This is a genomic window from Cupriavidus sp. 05T313 (assembly GCF_056396665.1).
This window is the reverse complement of record NZ_JBFTLX010000030.1, coordinates 1-21699: the sequence shown is the minus strand read 5'-3', so window position 1 is coordinate 21699 and position 21699 is coordinate 1. Positions and strand designations below refer to the sequence as shown.

The following is a 21699-nucleotide window of genomic DNA, read 5'->3' as shown; positions in this document are numbered from 1 at the left end:
AAGCCTGTGGCCGGTGTGCCAAGTCGGTGATTCACTGACTGCATTTGTGCACCGAAGAGCCTACAATCCAGCAAAGGTCACAGTCTTCACCCCTCCGCCATGAGCTCCCTTCCCTCGCATACCTCCCCGCGCTTCCACTACCGGCTTGCCGCCGTGCACGACTGGGGCGACATTGCCGCGGTGACCCAGCAGGCCTATGGCCAATACGAACTGGAGATCATGGAGGATTGCCGGGCGTCCTTCCAGCAAGGCATGAAATCCGTGCTGGCGGCAACAACCTCGGAAATGGAGTGGTGGGTGGCGGAAACCGATCACGGCATCAGCGGTGCGGTGTTGTTCTGCCACCCGGGCGCCACCCTGCAGGCACTGGACGGCAGCACCATCACGCTAGGCCTGCCGGAAGCACGCCTGCTGGCGGTGAACCCGCAGGCGCGGAGCCTTGGGCTGGGCCGCACGCTGATGCAGGTCTGCATCCAGCGCGCGCGCGATATCGGCGCCAGCGCGTTGCTGGTGCGGACCATGCCGGAAATGAAATCCGCCAACCGGCTTTGCGAGCAAATGGGCTTTGCCAAACGCACGGAGGCTGGTGCGCGCTCAGGACAGATGGCCCGGTTGATCGACTACGTCTACACCCTGTCGCCCGAAAAAGCGGCGGAGGCCGGCACAACGTCCAAAGGCTGAACACCGGGACGGCCGAACGCCGGCCCGGCGGTCACCGTCCCCGCCGTCAGCCTTAGTCCTGCGTGTTCGCGATCGTGCCGCGCCAGATCAGCACCACGGCCTGCGCCACGATGCCTTCCTGCTTTCCCTCGAAGCCCAGCTTCTCATTGGTCTTGGCCTTGACGTTGCAGCTTGCCGGCGGCAAGCCGAGGTCTTCGGCCAGGTTTGCCACCATGGCGCCGATATGCGGCGCCAGCTTCGGCGCCTGCGCGATCACGGTCGCGTCCACATTGCCGATTTCGTAGCCGGCCTCGCGAACCCGCCGAGCGGCCTCGCGCAGCAACACACGGCTGTCCGCCCCCGCGAAACGCGCATCGGTATCCGGGAAATGCCGGCCGATGTCCCCCAGGCCTGCCGCGCCGAACAATGCATCGGTAATCGCATGGAGCAACGCGTCGGCGTCGGAATGCCCGAGCAGTCCGCGATCGTGGGGGATGTCCACGCCGCCCAGGATGAGCTTGCGGCCGGGCACCAGCGCGTGCACGTCGTAGCCTTGGCCGACGCGGATATCGAATGGGGTCATGGGAGCGGCACTCCTTCAGGATCGGGTTAGGGAATGGGTTTCAGGGCTTCGTGGCGGCGTCTTCGCCCAGCAGCAGCTCGGCCAGGGCGAAGTCTTCGGGATAGGTCACCTTGAAATTGCGCAGCGAGCCGTTGACCAGCCGCGGATGCAGGCCCAGCCGCTCGATCGCGCTGGCCTCGTCGGTCACCACCGCGCCCGCCGCCAACGCTTCCTGCAGCGCCTGCCGGAGCACGCCGACGCGGAACATCTGCGGCGTCTGCGCCTGCCACAAACCCTCGCGCGGTACCGTGGCGCCGATGCGCACCACGGCAGCCGGCTGGGCGCCGGATGCCGGGTCGGCGCGCTTGAGCGTATCGGGCACCGGCACCGCCAGGATGCCGCCGATGGCGGCGTCGGGGCCATCTTCTTCCGCGCCACTCTCGCCCTCCACGGCGCGCACCAGCGCGTGGATCATGGCAGGCGTGAGCCCGGGACGCGCGGCATCGTGCACGAGCACCCAGTCGCGGTCGGTGGCGCCGAGCTGTGCCAGGTGATGCAAGCCCGCCAGCACGGAAGCATGACGCGTATCGCCGCCCACGAACGCGGTGTCAAAACGCAGGCCGGCAAAGGCCGCCGCGCCGAAGCGGGACTCCAGCGGCATATCGTCCGGCGCCAGCACCAGCGCGGTGGCGCTGATGGCATCGCAGGCCGCGAAGGCGGCCAGCGCGTACCAGATCATCGGCCGGCCGGCCACAGTCTGGTATTGCTTGGGCAAGCTGCCGCCGGCGCGGCTGCCGGTACCGGCACAGGGGATCAGGGCAAAACGGCGAGCAGACACGGATAGCGCAAGGGGGCAAGGTGGGTGCCGTGCACGGAGCACGGCGCAAGGCTTTCAAGTTTTCCACCCTCGCCACCCGACTGGCAGGCGCGAGGCAAGGCATTGAAAACGCGGATTTCGGAGCGCATTCTATAATACGGCCTTCGCCCGCGGACATGCGGGCGACGAAAGCGCAGTGCCTTTGTTCCTGTGAGCRCCGCCTGCTCCGCCTGCACCCCGCCCGCAACGCCGGCGGGGTGTCGCTGTTGCATGGCACGCTTTCTTGCCCGCAACCGTACGCACACGCACAGCACATACCGCCTGCAACGTCCGCAACGCCCCAAGCAAGCCACCAAGCCAGCCCGCACCCGATGCCTGAAGCCAATCGTCCCGCCCCCTTCGCCAACCTCCCCTTGGTCAAGGCCGGCCAGCGCAACACCGTGTCCGGCCTGGCCGGCTCCGCCGACGCCCTGGCGCTGGCCGCCTACGCCAGCCAGCACCGCGAGCGCGTGCCGATGCTGGCGGTGATGTGCGCCAATGCAATCGACGCCCAGCGACTGGCCGAGGAAATCCCCTGGTTCGCGCCGGACTTGCGGGTGCGCCTGCTGCCCGACTGGGAAACCCTGCCCTACGACAGTTTCTCGCCGCACCAGGACCTGGTCTCCGAGCGGCTGGCCACCTTGCACGACATCCAGGGCGGCCAGTGCGACATCATGCTGGTGCCGGCGCAGACCGCGCTCTACCGGCTGGCACCGCCTGCTTTCCTGGCGGCCTACACATTCTTCTTCAAGCAGGGCGAGAAGCTCGACGAAGCCGCGCTCAAGGCACAGTTCACGCTGGCCGGATACGAGCATGTCAGCGCCGTCATGCGGCCCGGCGAGTACAGCGTGCGCGGCGGCCTGATCGACCTGTTCCCGATGGGCTCGCCGCTGCCGTACCGTATCGACCTGTTCGGCGAGGAAATCGAAACCATCCGCGCCTTCGACCCCGACACCCAGCGCAGCCTTTACCCGGTCAAGGAAGTGCGCTTGCTGCCCGGCCGCGAGTTTCCGCTCGACGAAGCCGCGCGCACCGCCTTCCGCGGCCGCTGGCGCGAACTGTTCGAAGGCGATCCGAGCAAATCGACGATCTACAAGGACATTGGCAACGGCGTACCGTCGGCCGGCATCGAGTACTACCTGCCGCTGTTCTTCGAAAGCTCGGCCACCGTCTTCGATTACCTGCCGGCCGATAGCCAGATCGCCTACGTCGGCGATGTACACGAGGCGATCCGCCGTTTCTGGGCCGATACCACGCAGCGCTACAACTTCATGCGCCATGACCGCGAGCGGCCGCTGCTGCCGCCCGCGGCGCTGTTCCTGCTGGAGGAACAGTTCTTCGCCGGCGCCAAGCCGCTGGCGCGGCTGGTGCTGCAGGCTGCCGCCAGTGCGGACACTACGCCGCTGGCCGAACCGCTGCCCGATGTCTCGGTCAACCGCCGCGCCGAAGACCCGCTGGTCAACCTCGAAGCCCTGCTGCTGAAGAAGGACCGGCGCGTGCTGATGTGCGCCGACTCCGCCGGCCGGCGCGAAACCCTGCTGCAGCTGTTCGGCGAAAGCGGGCTGCGCCCGCAGCCGATCGACGACTTTGCCGCCTTCCTGGCCGGCGACTCGCATTTCTCCATCGTGGTGGCGCCGCTGCAAAGCGGCTTCGCCCTGGCCGGCGCGGACGGCATCGCGCCGCTGGCCTTTGTCACCGAGGCCGAGCTGTATGCCGGCACCGCGCGCCGCACGGGCCGGCGCAAGCAGGAACAAGCCAGCGCGGTCGACTCGATGGTGCGCGACCTGGCCGAGCTCAAGATCGGCGACCCCGTGGTGCACAGCGAACACGGCATCGGCCGCTATCAGGGCCTGGTCACGCTCGACATGGGCCAGGGCGAAGAGGAATTCCTGCACCTGGATTACGAGAAAGGCAGCAAGCTGTACGTGCCGGTGCACCAGTTGCACGTGATCTCGCGCTACTCCGGCGCCGATCCGGACACCGCGCCGCTGCACCAGCTCGGCTCCGGCCAGTGGGACCGCGCGAAACGCAAAGCCGCGCAGCAAATCCGCGATACGGCCGCCGAACTGCTCAACCTGTACGCGCGCCGCGCCTTGCGCCAGGGCCATGCCTTCGAACTCACGCCCAGGGACTACGAGAAATTCGCCGAGAGCTTTGGCTTCGAGGAAACACCGGACCAGGCCGCCGCCATCGCCGCGGTGATTGCCGACATGACCTCGGGCAAGCCGATGGATCGCCTGGTATGCGGCGATGTGGGCTTCGGCAAGACCGAAGTCGCGTTGCGCGCCGCCTTCGTCGCGGTCATGGGCGGCAAGCAGGTGGCCATCCTGGCGCCCACCACGCTGCTGGCCGAGCAGCATTTCCAGAATCTCTCCGACCGCTTCGCCGAATGGCCGGTGCGGATCGTGGAGCTGTCGCGCTTCAAGACCAAGAAGGAGATCGACGGCGCCATCAAGCAGATCAACGACGGCACCGCCGACATCGTGATCGGCACGCACAAGATGCTGTCGGACGATGTCAAGTTCCAGCGCCTCGGGCTGGTCGTTATCGATGAGGAACACCGCTTTGGCGTGCGCCAGAAGGAAATGCTCAAGACCCTGCGCGCCGAGGTCGACGTGCTGACCCTGACCGCCACGCCAATCCCCCGCACGCTGGGCATGGCGCTCGAAGGCCTGCGCGATTTCTCGGTGATCGCCACCGCGCCGCAAAAGCGCCTGGCCATCAAGACCTTCGTGCGGCGCGAGGAAGACGGCGTGGTGCGCGAGGCCATCCTGCGCGAGCTCAAGCGCGGCGGGCAGGTCTACTTCCTGCACAACGAAGTCGACACCATCGAGAACAAGCGCGCCAAGCTCGCCGAACTGGTACCGGAAGCCCGCATCGCGGTGGCGCACGGGCAGATGCACGAGCGCGAGCTGGAGCGCGTGATGCGGGACTTCGTCGCGCGCCGCGACAACATCCTGCTGTGCACCACCATCATCGAGACCGGCATCGACGTGCCGACCGCCAACACCATCCTGATCCACCGCTCCGACAAGTTCGGCCTGGCGCAGCTGCACCAGTTGCGCGGCCGCGTCGGGCGCTCGCACCACCAGGCCTACGCCTACATGCTGGTGCACGATGTGGACGGCCTGAGCAAGCTGGCGCAGCGCCGTCTCGAAGCCATMCAGCAGATGGAAGAACTGGGCTCGGGCTTCTACCTGGCCATGCACGACCTGGAGATCCGCGGCGCGGGCGAAGTGCTGGGCGACAAGCAATCCGGCGAGATCCACGAGATCGGCTTCCAGCTCTACACCGACATGCTCAATGCCGCCGTCAAGGCGCTCAAGGCCGGCAAGGAGCCCGACCTGATGGCGCCGCTGGCGGCCACCACCGAAATCAACCTCGGCACCCCGGCCCTGCTGCCCAGCGACTATTGCACCGACGTGCACGAACGCCTGTCGCTGTACAAGCGCCTGGCCAACTGCGAAGCGGCCGAGCGCGTGGACGATATCCAGGAGGAGCTGATCGACCGCTTCGGCCGGCTGCCGCCGCAGGCGCAGGCGCTGATCGAAACCCACCGGCTGCGCATTGCCGCCGTGCCGCTGGGCGTGCGCAAGATCGACGCCAGCGATGCGGCGATCAGCATGCAGTTCCTGCCCAACCCGCCGATCGATGCGATGAAGATCATCGACCTGGTGCAGAAGAACCGGCACATCAAGCTCGCCGGCCAGGACAAGCTGCGCATCGAGGCCAAGATGCCCGATATTGCAGTGCGCGCGCAAACGATCAAGCATACGTTGCGCCAACTGGCCTGATCATTGCTCCGCGCTACCCCGCCACCCTGCTACCCGCTTCCGGCGCATTGCCGCGGGTGCGGGAGCGGGAGCGGGCGGCGATGGTGCACCGTGCATGGACCTTCAGCCCGCCTCGGTGTAGCATCGTTCACTTAACACGTTAACACGTTACCCAAAGCCAAAGGCCCCAAGCCATGCAAGCCGATACCCTCAGCAAGCCTGCCGATGCCGCCAACCGTGGCAGCGCGCTCGACTGGACCCAGCGCCTGGTCAGCTACGACACCACCAGCCGCCATTCCAACCTCGGCCTGATCGAAGCGGTGCGCGATCATTTCCTGGCCAAGGGTCTGCGCCCCCACCTGACCTACAACCCGCAGGGCGACAAGGCCAACCTGTTCGTCACCGTGCCCGCCGCAGACGGCAGCACCGATGGCGGCATCGTGCTGTCGGGCCACACCGACGTGGTACCGGTGGACGGCCAGAACTGGACCACCGATCCGTTCAAGCCGGTGATCCGCGACGGCCGCCTGTACGGTCGCGGCACCTGCGACATGAAAGGCTTCATCGGCACCAGCCTGGCGCTGCTGCCCACCATCCTGCAGGCCAAGTTGCGCGAGCCGGTGCACTACGCGCTGTCCTTCGACGAAGAGATCGGCTGCATGGGCGCGCCCTACCTGCTGGCCGAACTGCGCGATCGCGGCGTGCGCCCGGCCGGCTGCATCGTGGGAGAGCCCACCAGCATGCGCGTGATCGTGGCGCACAAGGGCATCAATGCCTACCGCTGCTGCGTCAAGGGCCAGGCCGCGCATTCGTCGCTCACGCCCAAGGGCGTCAATGCCATCGAGTACGCCGCGCGCCTGATCTGCTTCATCCGCGACATCGCCGACGAGTTCAAGGCCAACGGCCCCTACGACCGCGACTTCGACGTGCCCTTCACCACCGCCCAGACCGGCACCATCCAGGGCGGTATCGCGCTCAATACCATCCCGGCGCTGTGCGAGTTCGTGTTCGAGTTCCGCAACCTGCCGGGGGTCGATCCCGAAGCCATCTTCGCCCGCATCCAGGGCTACGCCAACGAGGTGCTGCTGCCCAGGATGCGCGCCGAGCACGGCGACGCCGGCCTCACCATCAGCAAGATCGCCGCCGCGCCGTCGCTCGACGTGGCCGAGCAGGAAGCCATCACGCAACTGGTGCGCGCGCTCACCGCCGACCGTGACGTCAACAAGGTCGCCTATGGCACCGAGGCCGGCCTGTTCCAGCGCGCCGGCATCCCGGCCGTGGTATGCGGCCCCGGCGATATCCAGCAGGCGCACAAGCCCGACGAGTTCGTCGAACTGGAACAACTCGCCGCCTGCGAGTCGTTCCTGCACAAGGTGGTCGACAGCCTGCGGGTGAACTAAGCCGTTTTTTGCGTTGTGGACGGCCCGCCTCCGCGGCGGGCCGGTTGTTGCGTCATGTCCAAAAATAACAGGGAGACACCATGACAGCAGTATCGGCAAGCGGTACCGGCAACACCGGCGCGGCGCAGGCGGCAGCGCCCGTTTCGCGCCATCCCTGGCGCGCGGTGATATCGGCCTCCATCGGCAATGCCCTGGAGTGGTTCGACCTGGTCGTCTACGGCTTCTTCGCCGTCACCATCTCCGCGCTGTTCTTTCCCAACCACGACGAAACCACCTCGCTGTTGCTGACGCTGGGCACGTTCGGCGTGTCGTTCTTCATGCGGCCGCTGGGGGCCATCGTGATCGGCGTCTATGCCGACCGCAAAGGCCGCCGCGCCGCGCTGACGCTGTCGATCCTGCTGATGATGGTGGGTACGCTGATCATCGCGCTGCTACCCACCTATGCCTCGATCGGCGTGCTGGCACCTGTCGGCATCGTGCTGGCGCGCATGATCCAGGGCTTCTCCGCAGGCGGCGAGTTCGGCAGCGCGACGGCTTTCCTGGCAGAGCATGCCCCCGACCGGCGCGGCTTTTACTCGAGCTTCCAGGTCGCCAGCCAGGGCCTGACCACCCTGCTCGCGGCGGGCTTCGGCGCCGTGCTCACCACCACGCTCGCGCCCGAGCAGATGCAATCCTGGGGCTGGCGCGTGCCCTTCCTGTTCGGCCTGCTGATCGGCCCGGTGGCTTACTACATCCGCCGCCATGTCGACGAAACACCCGAATTCCTCCATGCCGAAACCACCGACACGCCGCTGCGCGACACGCTTGGCCACCAGAAGGAACGCCTGCTGCTGGCGATGGGCGTGGTGATTGTCGCCACGGTGTCGACTTATCTCGTGCTGTACATGCCGACCTATGCCGTCAAGCAGCTGGGCCTGCCACCCTCGACCGCATTCGCTGCCACCCTGGCCACGGGCATGGTGCAGATGCTGTTCTCGCCGCTGGTCGGGCACTGGTCGGATCGCTACGGCCGCATCGCGCCCATGCGCATCGCCGCGGTCCTCCTGCTGGTGTCGATCTGGCCGCTGTTCTGGCTGCTCAGCCACTATCCTGGCTTCGGCATGATGCTGGCGGTGCAGGTGGCGCTGGGGCTGATGATGACGCTGTACTTCGGCGCGCTGCCCGCGCTGGCGTCGGAGATCTTCCCTGTCAAGACGCGCACGACCGGCCTCTCTCTGTCCTACAACATCGCGGTGACACTGTTCGGCGGCTTTGCGCCCTTCATCCTGACCTGGCTGATCGGCGCCACCGGCAGCAAGCTGGCGCCGAGCTTCTACCTGATGGCCTGCGCTGTGGTGAGCCTGGTGGCGCTGGGCCAGACGCGCGCGCGCCTGGGCATCCGCTGAGGCGCGGTACGCATACGGTTGCGGGGCCGGGCCAGGCCCCGTTTTTCAGGGTCGACAGCAAAATCAAGGAGACCACTTCATGGCTGTGCAACAAGCCCATCGTTCCCAAACGTCCACGCGCTCCACACTGCGTGCTGGCCTGTCCGCACTCTCGCTGGCCGCCGGCCTGCTCTGTCTCGTCCCCGCCGCACAAGCCCAAGGCGCCAGCGGCGAAAGCCTGCAGGCGCAGATCGACACCCGCGCCAAGGCGGTCGAGGCGCAACTGATCGCCTGGCGCCGCGATATCCACCAGCACCCGGAGCTTGGCAACTACGAGGTCCGCACCTCCAGGCTGGTGGCGGACCACCTGCGCAAGCTCGGCATGGAGGTGAAGACGGGCGTAGCCAAGACCGGCGTGGTAGGCGTGCTCAAGGGCGGCAAGCCGGGTCCGGTGGTGGCGCTGCGCGCGGACATGGATGCGCTGCCGGTCAAGGAACGCGTGGACGTGCCCTTCGCCTCCAAGGCCAAGGGCCTGTTCCTGGGCAAGGAGGTGGACGTGATGCACGCCTGCGGGCATGACACGCACGTCGCGATCCTGATGGCAACGGCAGAGGTGCTGGCCGGCATGAAGGACCAGTTGCCCGGCACGGTCAAGTTCATCTTCCAGCCGGCCGAGGAAAGCCCGGCGGATTTCGAGCCTGACGGCAGCAATATGTGGGGCGCCAAGCAGATGGTGGCGGAAGGCGTGCTGGACAATCCCAAGGTGGATGCCATCTTCGGCCTGCACGTGAGCAGCGGCATCGAGTCTGGCAAGCTCGGCTGGCGCAGCGGCCCCGCCATGGCCGCCGCCGACCAGTTCCGCATCGACGTCAAAGGCCGCCAGACCCACGGTGCACTGCCCTGGGGTGGCATCGACCCCATCGTGGTGGCCTCCCAGATCGTGCTCGGCCTGCAGACCATCCAGAGCCGCCAGGTCGACGCCATGCTGGAACCGTCCGTCATCACCGTGGGCACCATCCATGGCGGCAACCGCATGAACATCGTGCCTGAAATGGTCGAGATGAAGGGCACCATCCGCACCTACCACGAAGGCATGAGGAAGGACATCCACGCCCGCATGAAACGCACCACCGAAGCCATCGCCGCCAGCGCCGGCGCCGAGGCGAATTTCAAGGTGCTGGAACTCTACAACGCCACCGTCAACCAGCCGACGCTGACCGAGAAGATGGCGCCCACGCTCAAGCGTGTGGCGGGGGACGGGAACTGGATGATTAGCCCGAAGCTGACGGCTTCCGAGGACTTCTCGTTCTATCAGGAGAAGGTGCCGGGGTTGTTCTTTAACCTGGGGGTGACGCCCAAGGGGACGGATGTGAACAAGGCACCCGCGAATCATTCGCCGGAGTTTTATGTGGACGAGGCGGCGTTGGTGAATGGGGTCAGGGCGTTGGCTGGTTTGACGGTCGACTATATGACTATGGTGCAGCGATAGGGGGATTGCCGGGCGGGCGATGGTCGGGGTGATCTCGTCTGTTTGGAAGGCTGTTATGGGCGATGACTGCTTCCGGCTGCGGCCGTTCAATACAGAAAGCCGAGTACAGGATAGGAAAGACGAAAACGAATATCTGTGAAGAGCCGCGCCGGCATCCGGCCGGAGCACAGAGTCCAGCTCAAGGGCCCAGCATCGATGCCACAATGCCACATACGGCAGCGCCGATCAGAGGTAATCGCTTGAGACAGACCGGAGACGCCCGGTCTGTCAGCGGCACATCAGAGGTCGCACTCTGCCATGTGGTGCAAAAGTTGGGCGCCTTTCTCGACTCGATCTTCATTGTCGACGCCACCGGTTTGCGGTATCGCGTAGAGTCGCGTAGCGGTACTCGTATCCATGCCGAGCGACTTGCAGGTGCTGTCCCAGGCTTCGCGATGCACCGCGGCGCTGGGCACGCCCGCGACTTCCCATCCCTCGGCAACACTGCGGATCTCCAAGCCGCTATTGACGAGAACAAGGGCTCGTCGCGCCGTTTCGAATCCAGAGAAACTGTTCGGCCAACCCGCGTTGGCGATCCGGTTTCTCGCCAGGCCGCTCTTGACAACGATCGCAAGCAGGTAGGGGTCGCGATAGTTGCTGCTCATTCGCGCTTTGTTCAGCATGCAGGCCTGATACCCGCCCTTGGGGCTGAGCGTGTAGCGGCCCGACGCGCCGTCACGCATTGCCTCGTATTTGACGAAATAGTATCGCCAGTCTTTGGCAGTACCGCTCGCGTCGAGGTAGGATTGGCGAATCGCTGCCGGCGTGAGCTGATTCCCGATAATGTCATCCAGAAACGCCACCAAGGGGTTCAGGGCCGGGTGAGTGCTTTCGCCTTTTTTGCCGCGGAAGAGTTCACGCCAGGGCTCGTCGTTTCGGGGYGCGCCGAAATCCGCCAGAGTATGGTTCGACCCACGCAGCTCTTTACGCGAATAATCGCCTTTCGCGAGCAGTGCGGCGGTGACGTCCTTCCAGCTTTGCCCTTGAGCGGCCTTATCGAATGTCGAGATAAACGCCTGGGCACGCGCGCTGAAATGAGCGGTGTCGAGATCGAAAACGGTGAGGCCGCCGCGCAACAGATCGTGGTCCTCCAGATTGTAAAGATCTGCTTCCAGTTCCGGCGCGGCGCGTAGCATATCGGCCTTCGCGATCTCGTTCCTGACCTGAGCCTGGTTGAACGTGACAACTTTCGCAAGGTCTCCATTATGGACAATCCCGACGATCTCTTCCAGCAAACGCGGCATGCTGTTGCGCTCGCCGGTGCGGATCTCGTCCTTCGACGCTTCAATCAGATTCCGGATCAGACGGAGTCGGTTGGGTTGCCCGCTTTCCGCTTCCCTGCGATGCACCAGTACACCGTAGAAGAGCAGCGTATGAGCCAGGGTCCATCCGTTGTTGCCGTAGTGCCGGCAGCAGGCGCCGAATAAGTCGACACCTTCTTTATCGATCGGATTGAACAGGAGTAGTGCGCCGTCGCCGTTATTCGAAGTCGTGGTACTGGCACGAAAGTACCTGGCGAACTCCGTCCGGATGTCCAGGTCTTTCCATGTGTCGAAAGCGTGGAAGAGAAACTCGACACTCTCGCTAGCGCGAGAAGCCTGCGCGCCATAGACCCGCTCTGCCAGATCATCGTCTCGCGTCCGCGAGTTGAATTCGATGTTGGCTCGCCACGCGTTGACTTCGGTAATAAAGCGGAAATAGCTCAGGAACTCGTTATCGATGAGATTGCCGGTGTCGCGATACGGCCAGAGAATGTCGGACCATACGGTATCGACCTTCTTGGTGAAATCATCGGCTATTTTCGGATCCTCTGCCTTCCTTAACAGTGCTTCGAAATGCGCCTTGAAGTTCTCGAAGTCGGTGAGCGGTTTGCCACGCGAATTCATCTTGATGTACAGGCTGTCGGTCAGGCCGTTTGCCTTTACTGGCAGCACGTGGAAGCGGATTGCCGGGTTCAGCGTGTTGGTGAGATTCTCCCATGCGGTACGAAAGTCGGAGAAGCCTGCCTTCGCGAAGGTGGCGTCGAGCGTATCCAGCACGGTCAGCATGGACTGAATGGTCGGATCGTGTCGCCACGTCGGCAGATAGCCAGGCTGGTCCGTGATCCATGCGGACAGGCGTCCGTCGAATTCCGGACGGCAGCTCGCGAGGAATGAGCAGAAGTCGCGCGCGCCGGGTCGCGTCGCATAGCTGAAGCGGGACCAGGGCTGCTGGGTGATGTCCACGCCCGTTCGCCAGGCAAGATAACACTGCAGAAGGAACAGCGTGGTCAATCGTTGCTGGCCGTCGAGAGGCGCGAACTTGCCAGACTCTTCCACGTCACCGAATACGAAATCGAGGTCCACGGGATCGCCTTCGGGCATCAACGCGTCGCATAGCGTAACGACAAACTGTTCACGAATCCGCTTGACAGCTTGTGTTTTCCGGCCTTGTGCGTAATCGCGCTGAATGAGCGGAATCTCGACCTCGGCTATCACGAGGTTGCAGATTTCCCGTCCAAAGAGCGTGGCGAAGCTGACGAGCGACGGAGGCACCGAAGACACCGAAGGCACCGAAGACTGAGATAGAGGAGCATTCATGGAGAAGAAAGTAATTCCGCGGAAATTAGCTAAGGTACGGTTTGAGCAGGTCGCGAATCGCGTCGAGATAACTCGTCTTGTCCTGTTCACTCCAGAAATGCGGTTGCTGCGCATCGGCGGCCGCGTAGTACTTCAGGAACACGTTCCGCGTGCACGGCGGCACGTATTTCCCCGCGCGATCCAGCTCCAGGATCATCTGGCGCTTCACTTCGAAAACCGAACTGTTCAGGCGGCTGTTGTCGCTGCTCGACAGCAGTGCGAGGTTGCGAATGGAATGATCCGCCAGTGTGTCGGTGTTCAGCAGTTGCAGTATCCGCATGCTCAACGCGTTGAACCGTTCGCCGGTGAACCCGCCAGACCTGCCGCTATCTATTTCGTTGATGGCGGCCTGAATGTCCGCATTCAATCGTGTGCGACTTTCGTTGTGCGTGCCGAGTGCCTCGATCGCGCGTTCGTGCGTGCTGAGCCATGTCCGCCACTGCTCCGCCTTGTTGAGTGCATCCGCATTCTGCGCGTGAATATGTTCGAGTGACCAGCTCTGCCCAACGTGTTGGACGAACGGAAAGCGCAGCCCGGCCCGGCTGCACGTTTCGACATTCATGAGAAGCAGCAGATCGAGAAGTTTCGGATAGCCGCGCTTTTTCTCTTCATAGTCGAGATCGTCGAGATCGTCATCCCCCACGCCCAGGCGGGCCCTGATACTGAGCGTCAGGTATTGCTCGAATTCACTCTTGCGTTTGCCTTTTGCTGCGGTGACGACATCACCGATTTTCGCGCCCGTGGCAACGAGGTAGCCAATCCGGTTGTACGCGCCCGGGACGTCGTGCCAACCGAGAATCTGCGCATGCAGCGCGATAACTTTTTTCCAGAAGCCCGAGAAGTCTTTCTCGATGAGTCCCTGCAACGCGTCGAAGGTGTGATGACGCTGACCTGCGTCGTTGTCGCGAGGCTGCTGGTCAGCCAGCGTGTCGAGCAGCAGGCTGATGCGCGTGGGGTATCGTTCGTCGTCCGCGCCAGATTGCAGGCCGGCAATGAACGACCAGATGTCCGGGCGATGCAGATCGCGCTCGATGCCGTCCCACTGCGCCGCGATTTCGTGTGCGCGATCGGGCGACACGCTGCGTGCCTTGGAGAGAAGCGCGGCTTTGACGAGTTCTGCATCGGTTAGCGGGATACGACCTACATTGAGCCGGGTGAAARGAGGAATGGCCTTAACGTCGAATGGCGCCTCATACCAGATCACGCGCACTGATTCGAACAGGTAGCAATGAATCTTTCCCGCCGCATGGTTGCGCGCATAGATGTCGCCACGGCGTTTGAACCATGTGTCGATAGCCTGGTACGCCTGGTAGAGGTGAAAGTAGTCGATGTTCGTACCGTGGATCGCTTCGTCGAGCGTATTTAGGTATTCCTGGCTACCTGCGCGAGTTTGATAGAAAATCGAGTAAGGCGCGCCGAAACCCTGCTTCGCATCCTTCTCCATGTATCGGAAGATTAGGTAAAGCGTGGTCAGCCGCTGCTGGCCGTCAATCAGCTCCCACTCCTTCTTCTCGGGCTGTTCCGCATTGCGGTGCAACTTCACGACGATCGGCTGCAAGCTGTAGCCCTTGCCCCCGCTGTCCCAGATGTCGTCGAGCAGGCGCATGACGTCCGATGGATCCCACCGGTAACCACGCTGATAGCTCGGCACGAAGAAATGCCCGCGTATGTCGCCTACCGTCTTGTGTTTCAGTGCGTACGATTGACCGCTGCTTACCGGCGCGGTCGTCGAAGAGAGTGCTGTCATCCGCTTCTTCCATCTGTTATTTTCATAGAGGCTGCTCGTAGTCACTGACCTGGCGATGCCAGCGAATCATTCAGCCGAACGTACGCTCCGCCACACAGCGTCGGGGCAGCACCGTGAAGCCAACCTGACCCTCGTGACGACGCACATCTTCACCACCACAACACGTCCTGCGCCCAGCGGAAGATTCCCCCGATCCGCTTTCCGACTCCATCCCATATCCGCTGGCCAATGCTTCTGACCATGTCGACGGCCTTGCGAAAGACGCCCTTCGCTGTTGCACAGATCTTCGTCACTACCGCCCGGACTACCCCGATAATGGCGCGCGGCAGGCTCTGAACAGGAATGCCGGTCGCGGCCGATAATAACTCCAGAGCCGTGTGGGCGGCAATGACAATGGCGAATCCCACCGGCATGATCGTGGCGCCGGCAATCTTCATCGATGCATTGATACCTTCGGTCAATATCCGGGCGGCCATCCTTGCATTCGGCGAGGCGATGGCCTTGGTCGCCCTCTTGGCCATCGCCGCTGCCACGCGCTTGGCAAGTCGATACATCAACGAACGTGGATCGAGCAGATCGCTGAGTGCCCATGAATGCGTGAGCAGCGTGTTCAATGTGACGCGCGACAAGCGATAAACATCGTAGACAAACTTCGCCGCCCTGTTGACCTGACGGCTTGAGTGCCATCCCGTGATACACCACGTAACAAAGTGCTCGCAGTTGTTGAGAATGACGTTATAGAGCTTCTCACCCAGCCGACCCAGCGCGCGGGCAATGCTGGCAGTTCGCCCAAAGCGACGCTTTTCATATAGCCGGACTTTGACCTCACCTCCTGTATCGCCGACAAAATCATGCATGGGAACGACTTCGATCTTGCCCATCAGATCATCAGACGAGTGCCCGGAATACTGGATTACCTGACCATCGCCAAGATACAGGCCGTGGTGCGAGTATCCGAGACGCCGGACGTAGATGTGGTCTCCACCTTTGAGTTCGTAGACAGTCGCCATGTCTTCCAAAAATACCGTTGGTTTATCTGCCATCGGTATATCGGAAGCAAGAAAGACAGACTTTAGGGTGTCACACTGGGCAGGCCACTACATACGTTATGGCGCGACCCTTTCCCGCGGCAATTCCACCGCCCACTGCTGTTGCTGAATTCTAGGCGGCACTGCCGAGAGATCGAGTTTGGCCATACTACCGAGACCTGACGGAAAGGAGGCATCGAGTGCCGGATTGGCCAACGGCTCCAACGGAAGCGGTCATATAAAGCAGCTATGACATTCAACCGCCTCTCGACCCATGTTGGTCACACTGCTTGGCGAGGAGGGCTTCGGCCCTGCCGGTTCCTTTGTCCGGTCTTCCAACCTTGTCGCTGGTGTTGAGCGAACTGGCCGCGCGGTGTGAGGGCGGTGACATCAACGGGGCCGGCACGCCGACGGCGTAAGCATGCGGGGGGAGCCGGCTGCAAGTTGGCTCCCGCTAGCACTCCGGGACGCCTGCCGCCCACAGTAATAGATGCGTGTGCAGTAGCAGCTTCATGCGTCGCCGCCGAAAAGCCGTTCGATTTCGGTAGTTCCCATCCGGTCAAAATCGTCCGGCACGGTGATCTGGCCGACCATGAAACCCAGCCGTTTCACCTGGCCGGCCTCTGGCACGTTTAGCGGAATCACCTTCACGAGTGACTTGCCGGCCTTGGCAATCACGAACGCCCCCTCGCTGCCTTCTCGAGGAGCCGCGAAAGTTGCCTCTTCGCCTCATGGTGATTGATGGTTCGCATATCGGTCCAGTTAAACAATGCCTTGTGGGCTGAGTCAGATTGAAGAGGGACACGCCATACAGCGGTCGGTCACTTGTCGTCCTCGCCCCGGCAGGGATCACAACATTCGTCACGCCCGCAACTTTAGCCACGGCTCACTGCAAACAGCGGCCGGCTGCCCGATTGCGTGCGGCCAACGGACCTGCCGACCTCGAATTCGCTGCCCGTTATGAGGCAGGCACAGGGGCAGTTACAATACTGTCCTTCGCCGCCTAGCGCGGCACGGTCTCCGCATTCAACGCACCCGCCGCCACGCCCTCGCCGCGCGGCGCCCCCGCCATGCCCCTGATCCTGCAAAGCCTCGCCCCGCTCGCTTCCGCCGACATCGATGCCATCCGCACGCTTGCCCACGCGCCTTCCCTCGCACTGCGTGACGAAACCGTGGCAACGGCCAGCGACAGCGCACCACTGACGCCCGCCCTGCGTGAAGCGCTCGACGCCTGCTGTGCCCCCCGTGCCATCGACTGGGCCATCGTGCCCGCCGGCCGCAAGCTCTCGGATTTCAAGCTGGTGGCGATGGATATGGACTCCACGCTGATCACCATCGAGTGCATCGACGAGATCGCCGATTTCTGCGGCCTCAAGGCCGAGGTCTCGGCCATCACCGAAGCCGCCATGCGCGGCGAGATCACCGACTTCAACGAAAGCCTGCGCCGCCGCGTGGCCCTGCTAAAGGGCTTGGACGCCAGCGTGCTGGACCGCGTGTATGAAGAGCGCCTGCGCCTGTCGCCCGGCGCGGAAGACATGCTGCGGACCGTGCAGGCCCTGGGCATGCGCACCCTGCTGGTTTCAGGCGGCTTCGTGCATTTCACCGAGAAGCTCAAGCCTCGGCTGAAACTCGATGTCACCCGCGCGAATACGCTGGAGATCATTGACGGCAAGCTCACCGGCCAGGTGCTGGGCGAGATCGTCAATGCCGACGTCAAGGCCCGCACGGTGCAGGAAATGTGCGCGCAGATCGGCGTGGAGCCGTCCCAGGCCATCGTCATGGGCGATGGCTCCAACGATCTCAAGATGATGGCCGTGGCCGGCCTGTCGGTGGCCTTCCGGGCCAAGCCGGTGGTGCGCGCGCAGGCAAGCGTTGCGTTCAACCACGTCGGGCTGGACGGCTTGCTGCAACTGTTTCCGCATTAAATGACCAAGTGACCAAGTGATGGGCCGCCCCGGATCATGTCCGGCGCAGCCCGTTCCATGTCATGCCACCAGTTGCGACTCCATCGCGCCGCGCAAGTCGGCGATCAGGTCGCGGGTATCCTCCAGCCCGATGTAGAGGCGTACCAGTTCGCCGGCGTTTTGCCAGCCCGCTGGCGGCCAGCTGCCCTGGGGACGCATGGTCTGGACGTGATACGGCACCGCGAGGCTGTGCGCTCCGCCCCACGACCAGCCGATCGCGAACAGCCGCAGCGCCTCGACAAAGGCATCGACCTGGGCCCGCGTATAGCGCGCATGCAGCACGACCGAGAACAAGCCGGTGGCGCCGCTGAAATCGCGCCGCCAGAAGTCATGCCCCGGACAGTCCGGCAAGGCCGGGTGCAGGACCTTGACCACCTCCGGGCGCTGGCAGAGCCATTCAGCCACTTCGCGCGCGGCGCGGTCGTGTGCCGCCAGCCTGACCGGCATGCTCGGCAGCGAGCGCAGCACCAGGTAGCAATCGTCCGCCGACACGCCCCAGCCCATCAGCATGCGGGCACGCCTGAGGCGGTCGTGGAGCTTTTCGTCGCGGGTCAGCACGGCGCCCATCAGCACGTCGCCGCCGCCCGACTGGTATTTGGTCAGCGCTTGCACCGAGATGTCGATGCCCTTGTCGAAGGGCCGGAAATAGACGCCCGCCGACCAGGTGTTGTCGATCGCGGTGAGCACGCCACGCGCCTTCGCCGCGGCCACGATGGCCTCGGTGTCGGGCACTTCCATCGTCACCGACCCCGGCGACTCCATCCAGATCAGGCGGGTATTGGGGCGGATCAGGCCGGCAATCCCGGCGCCGATCATCGGATCGTAATAGCGGACCGACACGCCGAAGTCCCGCGCCAGCCATTCGCCGTGGTCGCGGTTAGGGCCGTAGACGTTGTCCGGGACCAGCACGTCATCGCCCGACTTGACCAGCGCGAAGTACACCTGCGAGATAGCGGCGAGGCCGGATGGCAGCAGCAGCGTCTTGCGCGCGCCCTCGATCAGCGCCAGATGCTGGCACAGCGCTTCGCTGGTGGGCGTGGCATGCAGGCCGTAGCGCCAGTAGGTCGTGGCGCCGTCGCCGTGTGCGCGCAACTCCGCCAGGCTGCGGAAGACCACGGTGGAGCCGCGATGCGTGGGAGGGGAAAATGAAGCGAAGCCGGGTGCGATATCCAGCTCGGGCTGGACGGCCACGGTCTGCAGGTAGGCGGGTTGGGCAGCGGACTTCTCGGGAGGCTGGCGGTCGGACACGGCGATTCCTTGTCTGGCAATGACTCGATGAACGTTCGAGCTTACCAGCAATCGGGGGCGTGTTGGCTTGCGTGCGCCTTACCCGGCGCTATCCGCCCCGCTCCCTCAGCGGCCGGAAATCGACGATTTCGGCGGCGGCGGCGCGTAGGTGATGCCGCTGTTGGGGGTCATGTCGAAGGGCGGGATCACTAGCACGCCCAAAGGCCGGATCATGAAGGGCAGCACGATGGCCGGGTTGACGGGGTCGGTCCAGTTGCCATGAACCACGCCGGCGCCGTCGATGGTGCCTTCCCAATTGCCAGTGACGTGCGTACCGTCATTGGACTCTTCCATCAGGAAGGCGCCGTTTTCATATTCGCCGGCCAGCACGCGCACGCCRCCGGCGCGGCCGACGCTGTACTCGCCATGCACGCTGTCGCGCTCGTCGGGCTTGGGCCCGAGCCGCAGGCGCACCGGCTGGTCGCCGAGCGTGCCCACGTAGACCGGTAATGACGCGTATTCGGGACGCGGCGCCAGCGCCTTGGGCGCCGCGCCGGTGGAAAGCTGGGTGCCGCGTTTCGACTCACCCTCGCGGATCGCCTGGTTGATGCCGAAGCCCTCTGGGCTGCCCGCACTATTGCCGGCGGTACCGGCGCCGGGCGTGCCCGTGGACAGCTCGGTGCCGCCGGCGGCCAGCGCGGCGCCAGCCAGCGTTGCCGCTGCCAGTCCGGTTGCCAGTGACAGGGAAACGGAGAGGGATAGAGTCGCTACGCGCCGCAAGTCAGCCTCGGATCAGATGCGTTCGAAGATGGCCGCAATACCCTGGCCGCCGCCGATGCACATGGTGACCAGTGCATAGCGGCCTTGCACCCGCTGCAGCTCGTACAGCGCCTTGACGGTGATCAGCGCGCCGGTGGCGCCGATCGGGTGGCCCAGTGAGATGCCCGAACCGTTCGGATTGACCTTGGCCGGATCCAGCCCGAGCGCCTTGGTGACGGCGCAGGCTTGCGCGGCAAAGGCTTCGTTGGCTTCGATCACGTCGAGGTCCGCCACGGTCAGGCCGGCACGCTCCAGCGCCTTCTTCGTGGCCGGCACGGGGCCAATGCCCATGGTCTTGGGATCGACGCCGGCGTGGGCGTAGGAAACCAGGCGGGCCAGCGGCTTGAGGCCGCGCTTCTCGGCCTCGGCACGCTCCATCAGCACCACGGCGGCAGCGGCGTCGTTCAGGCCCGAGGCGTTGCCTGCGGTGACCGTGCCGTTTTCCTTCACGAAGACCGGCTTGAGCTTGGTCATGTCTTCCAGGACCGCGTCGTGGCGCACGTGCTCGTCGGTGTCGAAGGTGACGTCGCCCTTGCGGCCCTTCAGCGTGACCGGCAGGATCTGGTCCTTGAAGTGGCCGGCACGGATGGCTGCCGAGGCGCGGCGATGGGACTCCAGCGCGGCCTCGTCCTGCTGGCCGCGGCTGATGTCGTATTCCTTGGCCACGTTCTCGGCGGTGACGCCCATGTGGATCCCGTGGAAGGGATCGTGGAGCGCGCCCAGCATCATGTCGAGCATCTTGGCGTCGCCCATGCGCGCCCCCCAGCGGGCCGATTGCGCCAGGTAGGGAGCACGGCTCATGCTCTCCGCCCCGCCGCCGATGGCCACATCGGCATCGCCCAGCAAAATGGTCTGCGCCGCGCTGACAATGGCCTGCAGGCCCGAGCCGCACAGGCGGTTGACGGTCAGTGCCGGCGCGTCGATCGTGACGCCGCCCTCCACTGCCGCCACGCGACCCAGGTACATGTCCCTGGGCTCGGTCTGGATGACGTTGCCGAACACCACGTGGCCAACTTCATCGCCGCTGACCTGCGCGCGGGCCAGCGCCTCGCGCACGACCATGGCGCCCATCTGGGTCGGGGAAAGATCCTTCAGGCTGCCGCCAAAGGTACCGATTGCGGTCCGGACGCCGCTCACCACCACCACTTCACGTGTCATTTTGTGTCTCCAGGGCTGATGTTGCAGCGCACAGTATAACGGCGCGCCGCAAAAAACGAACGAGCGTACTTTTACCTATCGCAGCGCACGGACCTTGCCTGGCTCAGACCTCGCCCCAGAGGTCGTGGCCATCGGCGCCGGTGATCTTCACCGAGACGAATTCCCCGACCTTGTAGCGCGGCGAGCCTTGCGCCGGCGGGTCGATATAAACCAGGCCGTCGATTTCCGGCGCGTCAGCCGAGGAACGGCCGATACCGCCATCCTGGTTGACCTCGTCGACCAGCACGCGCAGGGTCTGCCCGACCTTGCGCTGCAGCCGCCGGGCGGACACTTCCTCCGCCACTTCCATGAAGCGCGCGCGGCGCTCTTCGCGGACCTCGTCAGGCAAGGCGCCTGGCAGATCGTTGGCGGTGGCACCCTCTACGGGCGAATAGGCAAAGCAGCCCACGCGGTCCAGTTCGGCCTCGGCGATAAAGTCCAGCAGCGTCTGGAACTCTTCCTCCGTCTCGCCGGGGAAGCCCGCGATAAAGGTGCTGCGGATGGTCAGTTCGGGGCAGATCTCGCGCCAGGCCCGGATGCGGTCCATGGTCTTCTCGGCATTGGCCGGGCGCTTCATGCGCTTGAGCACGTCCGGGTGGGCGTGCTGCAACGGCACATCCAGGTAAGGCAGCACATGGCCTTGCGACATCAGCGGAATGATCTCGTCGACGTGCGGGTACGGGTACACGTAATGCAGACGGACCCAGGCGCCGTACCTGGCGGCGAGTTCGCCCAGCGCCGCGACCAGTTCGGTCATGCGCGTCTTGAGCGGGCGGCCGTCCCAGAAGCCGGTGCGGTACTTCACATCCACACCGTACGCGCTGGTGTCCTGCGAGATCACCAGCAGTTCCTTGACGCCGGACTTGAACAGGTTCTCGGCTTCCAGCATGACTTCCGCCACCGGACGCGAGACCAGGTCGCCGCGCATCGAAGGGATGATGCAGAAAGAGCAGCGA

General features: G+C 64.3%; 15 protein-coding genes and 1 pseudogene. 6 read left to right on the top strand and 10 right to left on the bottom strand.

Annotation, left to right across the window (positions count from 1 at the left end; translation table 11 throughout):
* Positions 1–99: 99 nt before the first annotated feature.
* The gene (locus AC1DKD_RS09930; RefSeq protein WP_477103204.1) at positions 100–681 is read left to right on the top strand and encodes a GNAT family N-acetyltransferase; all 582 of its coding nucleotides are present in this window, start codon (positions 100–102) and stop codon (positions 679–681) included.
* 52 nt (positions 682–733) lie between these two features.
* On the opposite strand, the gene ispF is transcribed toward AC1DKD_RS09930, so the two are convergent.
* On the bottom strand, positions 734–1243 hold the full coding sequence (gene ispF / locus AC1DKD_RS09925) for a 2-C-methyl-D-erythritol 2,4-cyclodiphosphate synthase (protein WP_477103203.1): 510 nt from the start codon (positions 1241–1243) through the stop codon (positions 734–736).
* A gap of 40 nt (positions 1244–1283) precedes the next feature.
* Entirely contained in the window at positions 1284–2060 is a 777-nt protein-coding gene (gene ispD / locus AC1DKD_RS09920; protein ID WP_441634012.1) for a 2-C-methyl-D-erythritol 4-phosphate cytidylyltransferase, read from the bottom strand.
* Between the two features lie 350 nt (positions 2061–2410).
* Here ispD and mfd point away from each other — a divergent pair, with 350 nt between their 5' ends.
* The 4 genes from mfd to AC1DKD_RS09900 all read left to right on the top strand — a co-directional run bounded on the left by mfd (position 2411) and on the right by AC1DKD_RS09900 (position 10104).
* Positions 2411–5872 (top strand): transcription-repair coupling factor, encoded by a 3462-nt coding sequence (gene mfd, locus AC1DKD_RS09915; protein ID WP_441634010.1) that lies wholly within the window; start codon positions 2411–2413, stop codon positions 5870–5872.
* 173 nt (positions 5873–6045) lie between these two features.
* A complete protein-coding gene (gene argE / locus AC1DKD_RS09910; RefSeq protein ID WP_441634008.1) occupies positions 6046–7251 on the top strand; it encodes an acetylornithine deacetylase in 1206 nt (401 codons plus the stop codon).
* A gap of 80 nt (positions 7252–7331) precedes the next feature.
* Positions 7332–8636, top strand: a complete 1305-nt coding sequence (locus AC1DKD_RS09905; protein WP_441634006.1) for an MFS transporter — start codon at positions 7332–7334, stop codon at positions 8634–8636.
* Positions 8637–8715: 79 nt separating this feature from the next.
* Positions 8716–10104, top strand: coding sequence for an amidohydrolase (locus tag AC1DKD_RS09900; protein ID WP_477111181.1), 1389 nt, complete (start codon positions 8716–8718; stop codon positions 10102–10104).
* 278 nt (positions 10105–10382) lie between these two features.
* Here AC1DKD_RS09900 and AC1DKD_RS09895 read toward each other — a convergent pair whose 3' ends face one another.
* The 4 genes and pseudogenes from AC1DKD_RS09895 to AC1DKD_RS09880 form a co-directional block, all read right to left on the bottom strand.
* Positions 10383–12722, bottom strand: coding sequence for a GmrSD restriction endonuclease domain-containing protein (locus tag AC1DKD_RS09895; RefSeq protein ID WP_477111180.1), 2340 nt, complete (start codon positions 12720–12722; stop codon positions 10383–10385).
* Between the two features lie 25 nt (positions 12723–12747).
* Positions 12748–14508 (bottom strand): DUF262 domain-containing protein, encoded by a 1761-nt coding sequence (locus AC1DKD_RS09890; protein ID WP_477143228.1) that lies wholly within the window; start codon positions 14506–14508, stop codon positions 12748–12750.
* 149 nt (positions 14509–14657) lie between these two features.
* Complete coding sequence (locus tag AC1DKD_RS09885; protein WP_477111178.1) at positions 14658–15551, bottom strand: lecithin retinol acyltransferase family protein; 894 nt, start codon at positions 15549–15551, stop codon at positions 14658–14660.
* Positions 15552–16046: 495 nt separating this feature from the next.
* Positions 16047–16288 (bottom strand): annotated as a pseudogene (locus AC1DKD_RS09880) (type II toxin-antitoxin system Phd/YefM family antitoxin).
* Positions 16289–16606: 318 nt separating this feature from the next.
* On the opposite strand from AC1DKD_RS09880, the gene serB reads away from it, so the two are divergent.
* Positions 16607–17461 carry a phosphoserine phosphatase SerB gene (gene serB / locus AC1DKD_RS09875; RefSeq protein WP_441631210.1) on the top strand — a complete coding sequence of 285 codons (855 nt, stop codon included), beginning with the start codon at positions 16607–16609 and terminating at the stop codon, positions 17459–17461.
* Positions 17462–17521: 60 nt separating this feature from the next.
* Here serB and AC1DKD_RS09870 read toward each other — a convergent pair whose 3' ends face one another.
* From AC1DKD_RS09870 to rimO, 4 genes are all read right to left on the bottom strand, one after another.
* Positions 17522–18748: a cystathionine beta-lyase gene (locus AC1DKD_RS09870; protein WP_477111177.1), complete on the bottom strand. Its 1227-nt coding sequence runs from the start codon at positions 18746–18748 to the stop codon at positions 17522–17524.
* A gap of 105 nt (positions 18749–18853) precedes the next feature.
* On the bottom strand, positions 18854–19507 hold the full coding sequence (locus AC1DKD_RS09865; RefSeq protein WP_441631214.1) for a hypothetical protein: 654 nt from the start codon (positions 19505–19507) through the stop codon (positions 18854–18856).
* Positions 19508–19519: 12 nt separating this feature from the next.
* The gene (gene bktB / locus AC1DKD_RS09860; protein ID WP_441631216.1) at positions 19520–20704 is read right to left on the bottom strand and encodes a beta-ketothiolase BktB; all 1185 of its coding nucleotides are present in this window, start codon (positions 20702–20704) and stop codon (positions 19520–19522) included.
* A gap of 103 nt (positions 20705–20807) precedes the next feature.
* A partial coding sequence (gene rimO / locus AC1DKD_RS09855; protein ID WP_477143227.1) for a 30S ribosomal protein S12 methylthiotransferase RimO occupies positions 20808–21699 on the bottom strand: 892 nt, incomplete at its 5' end.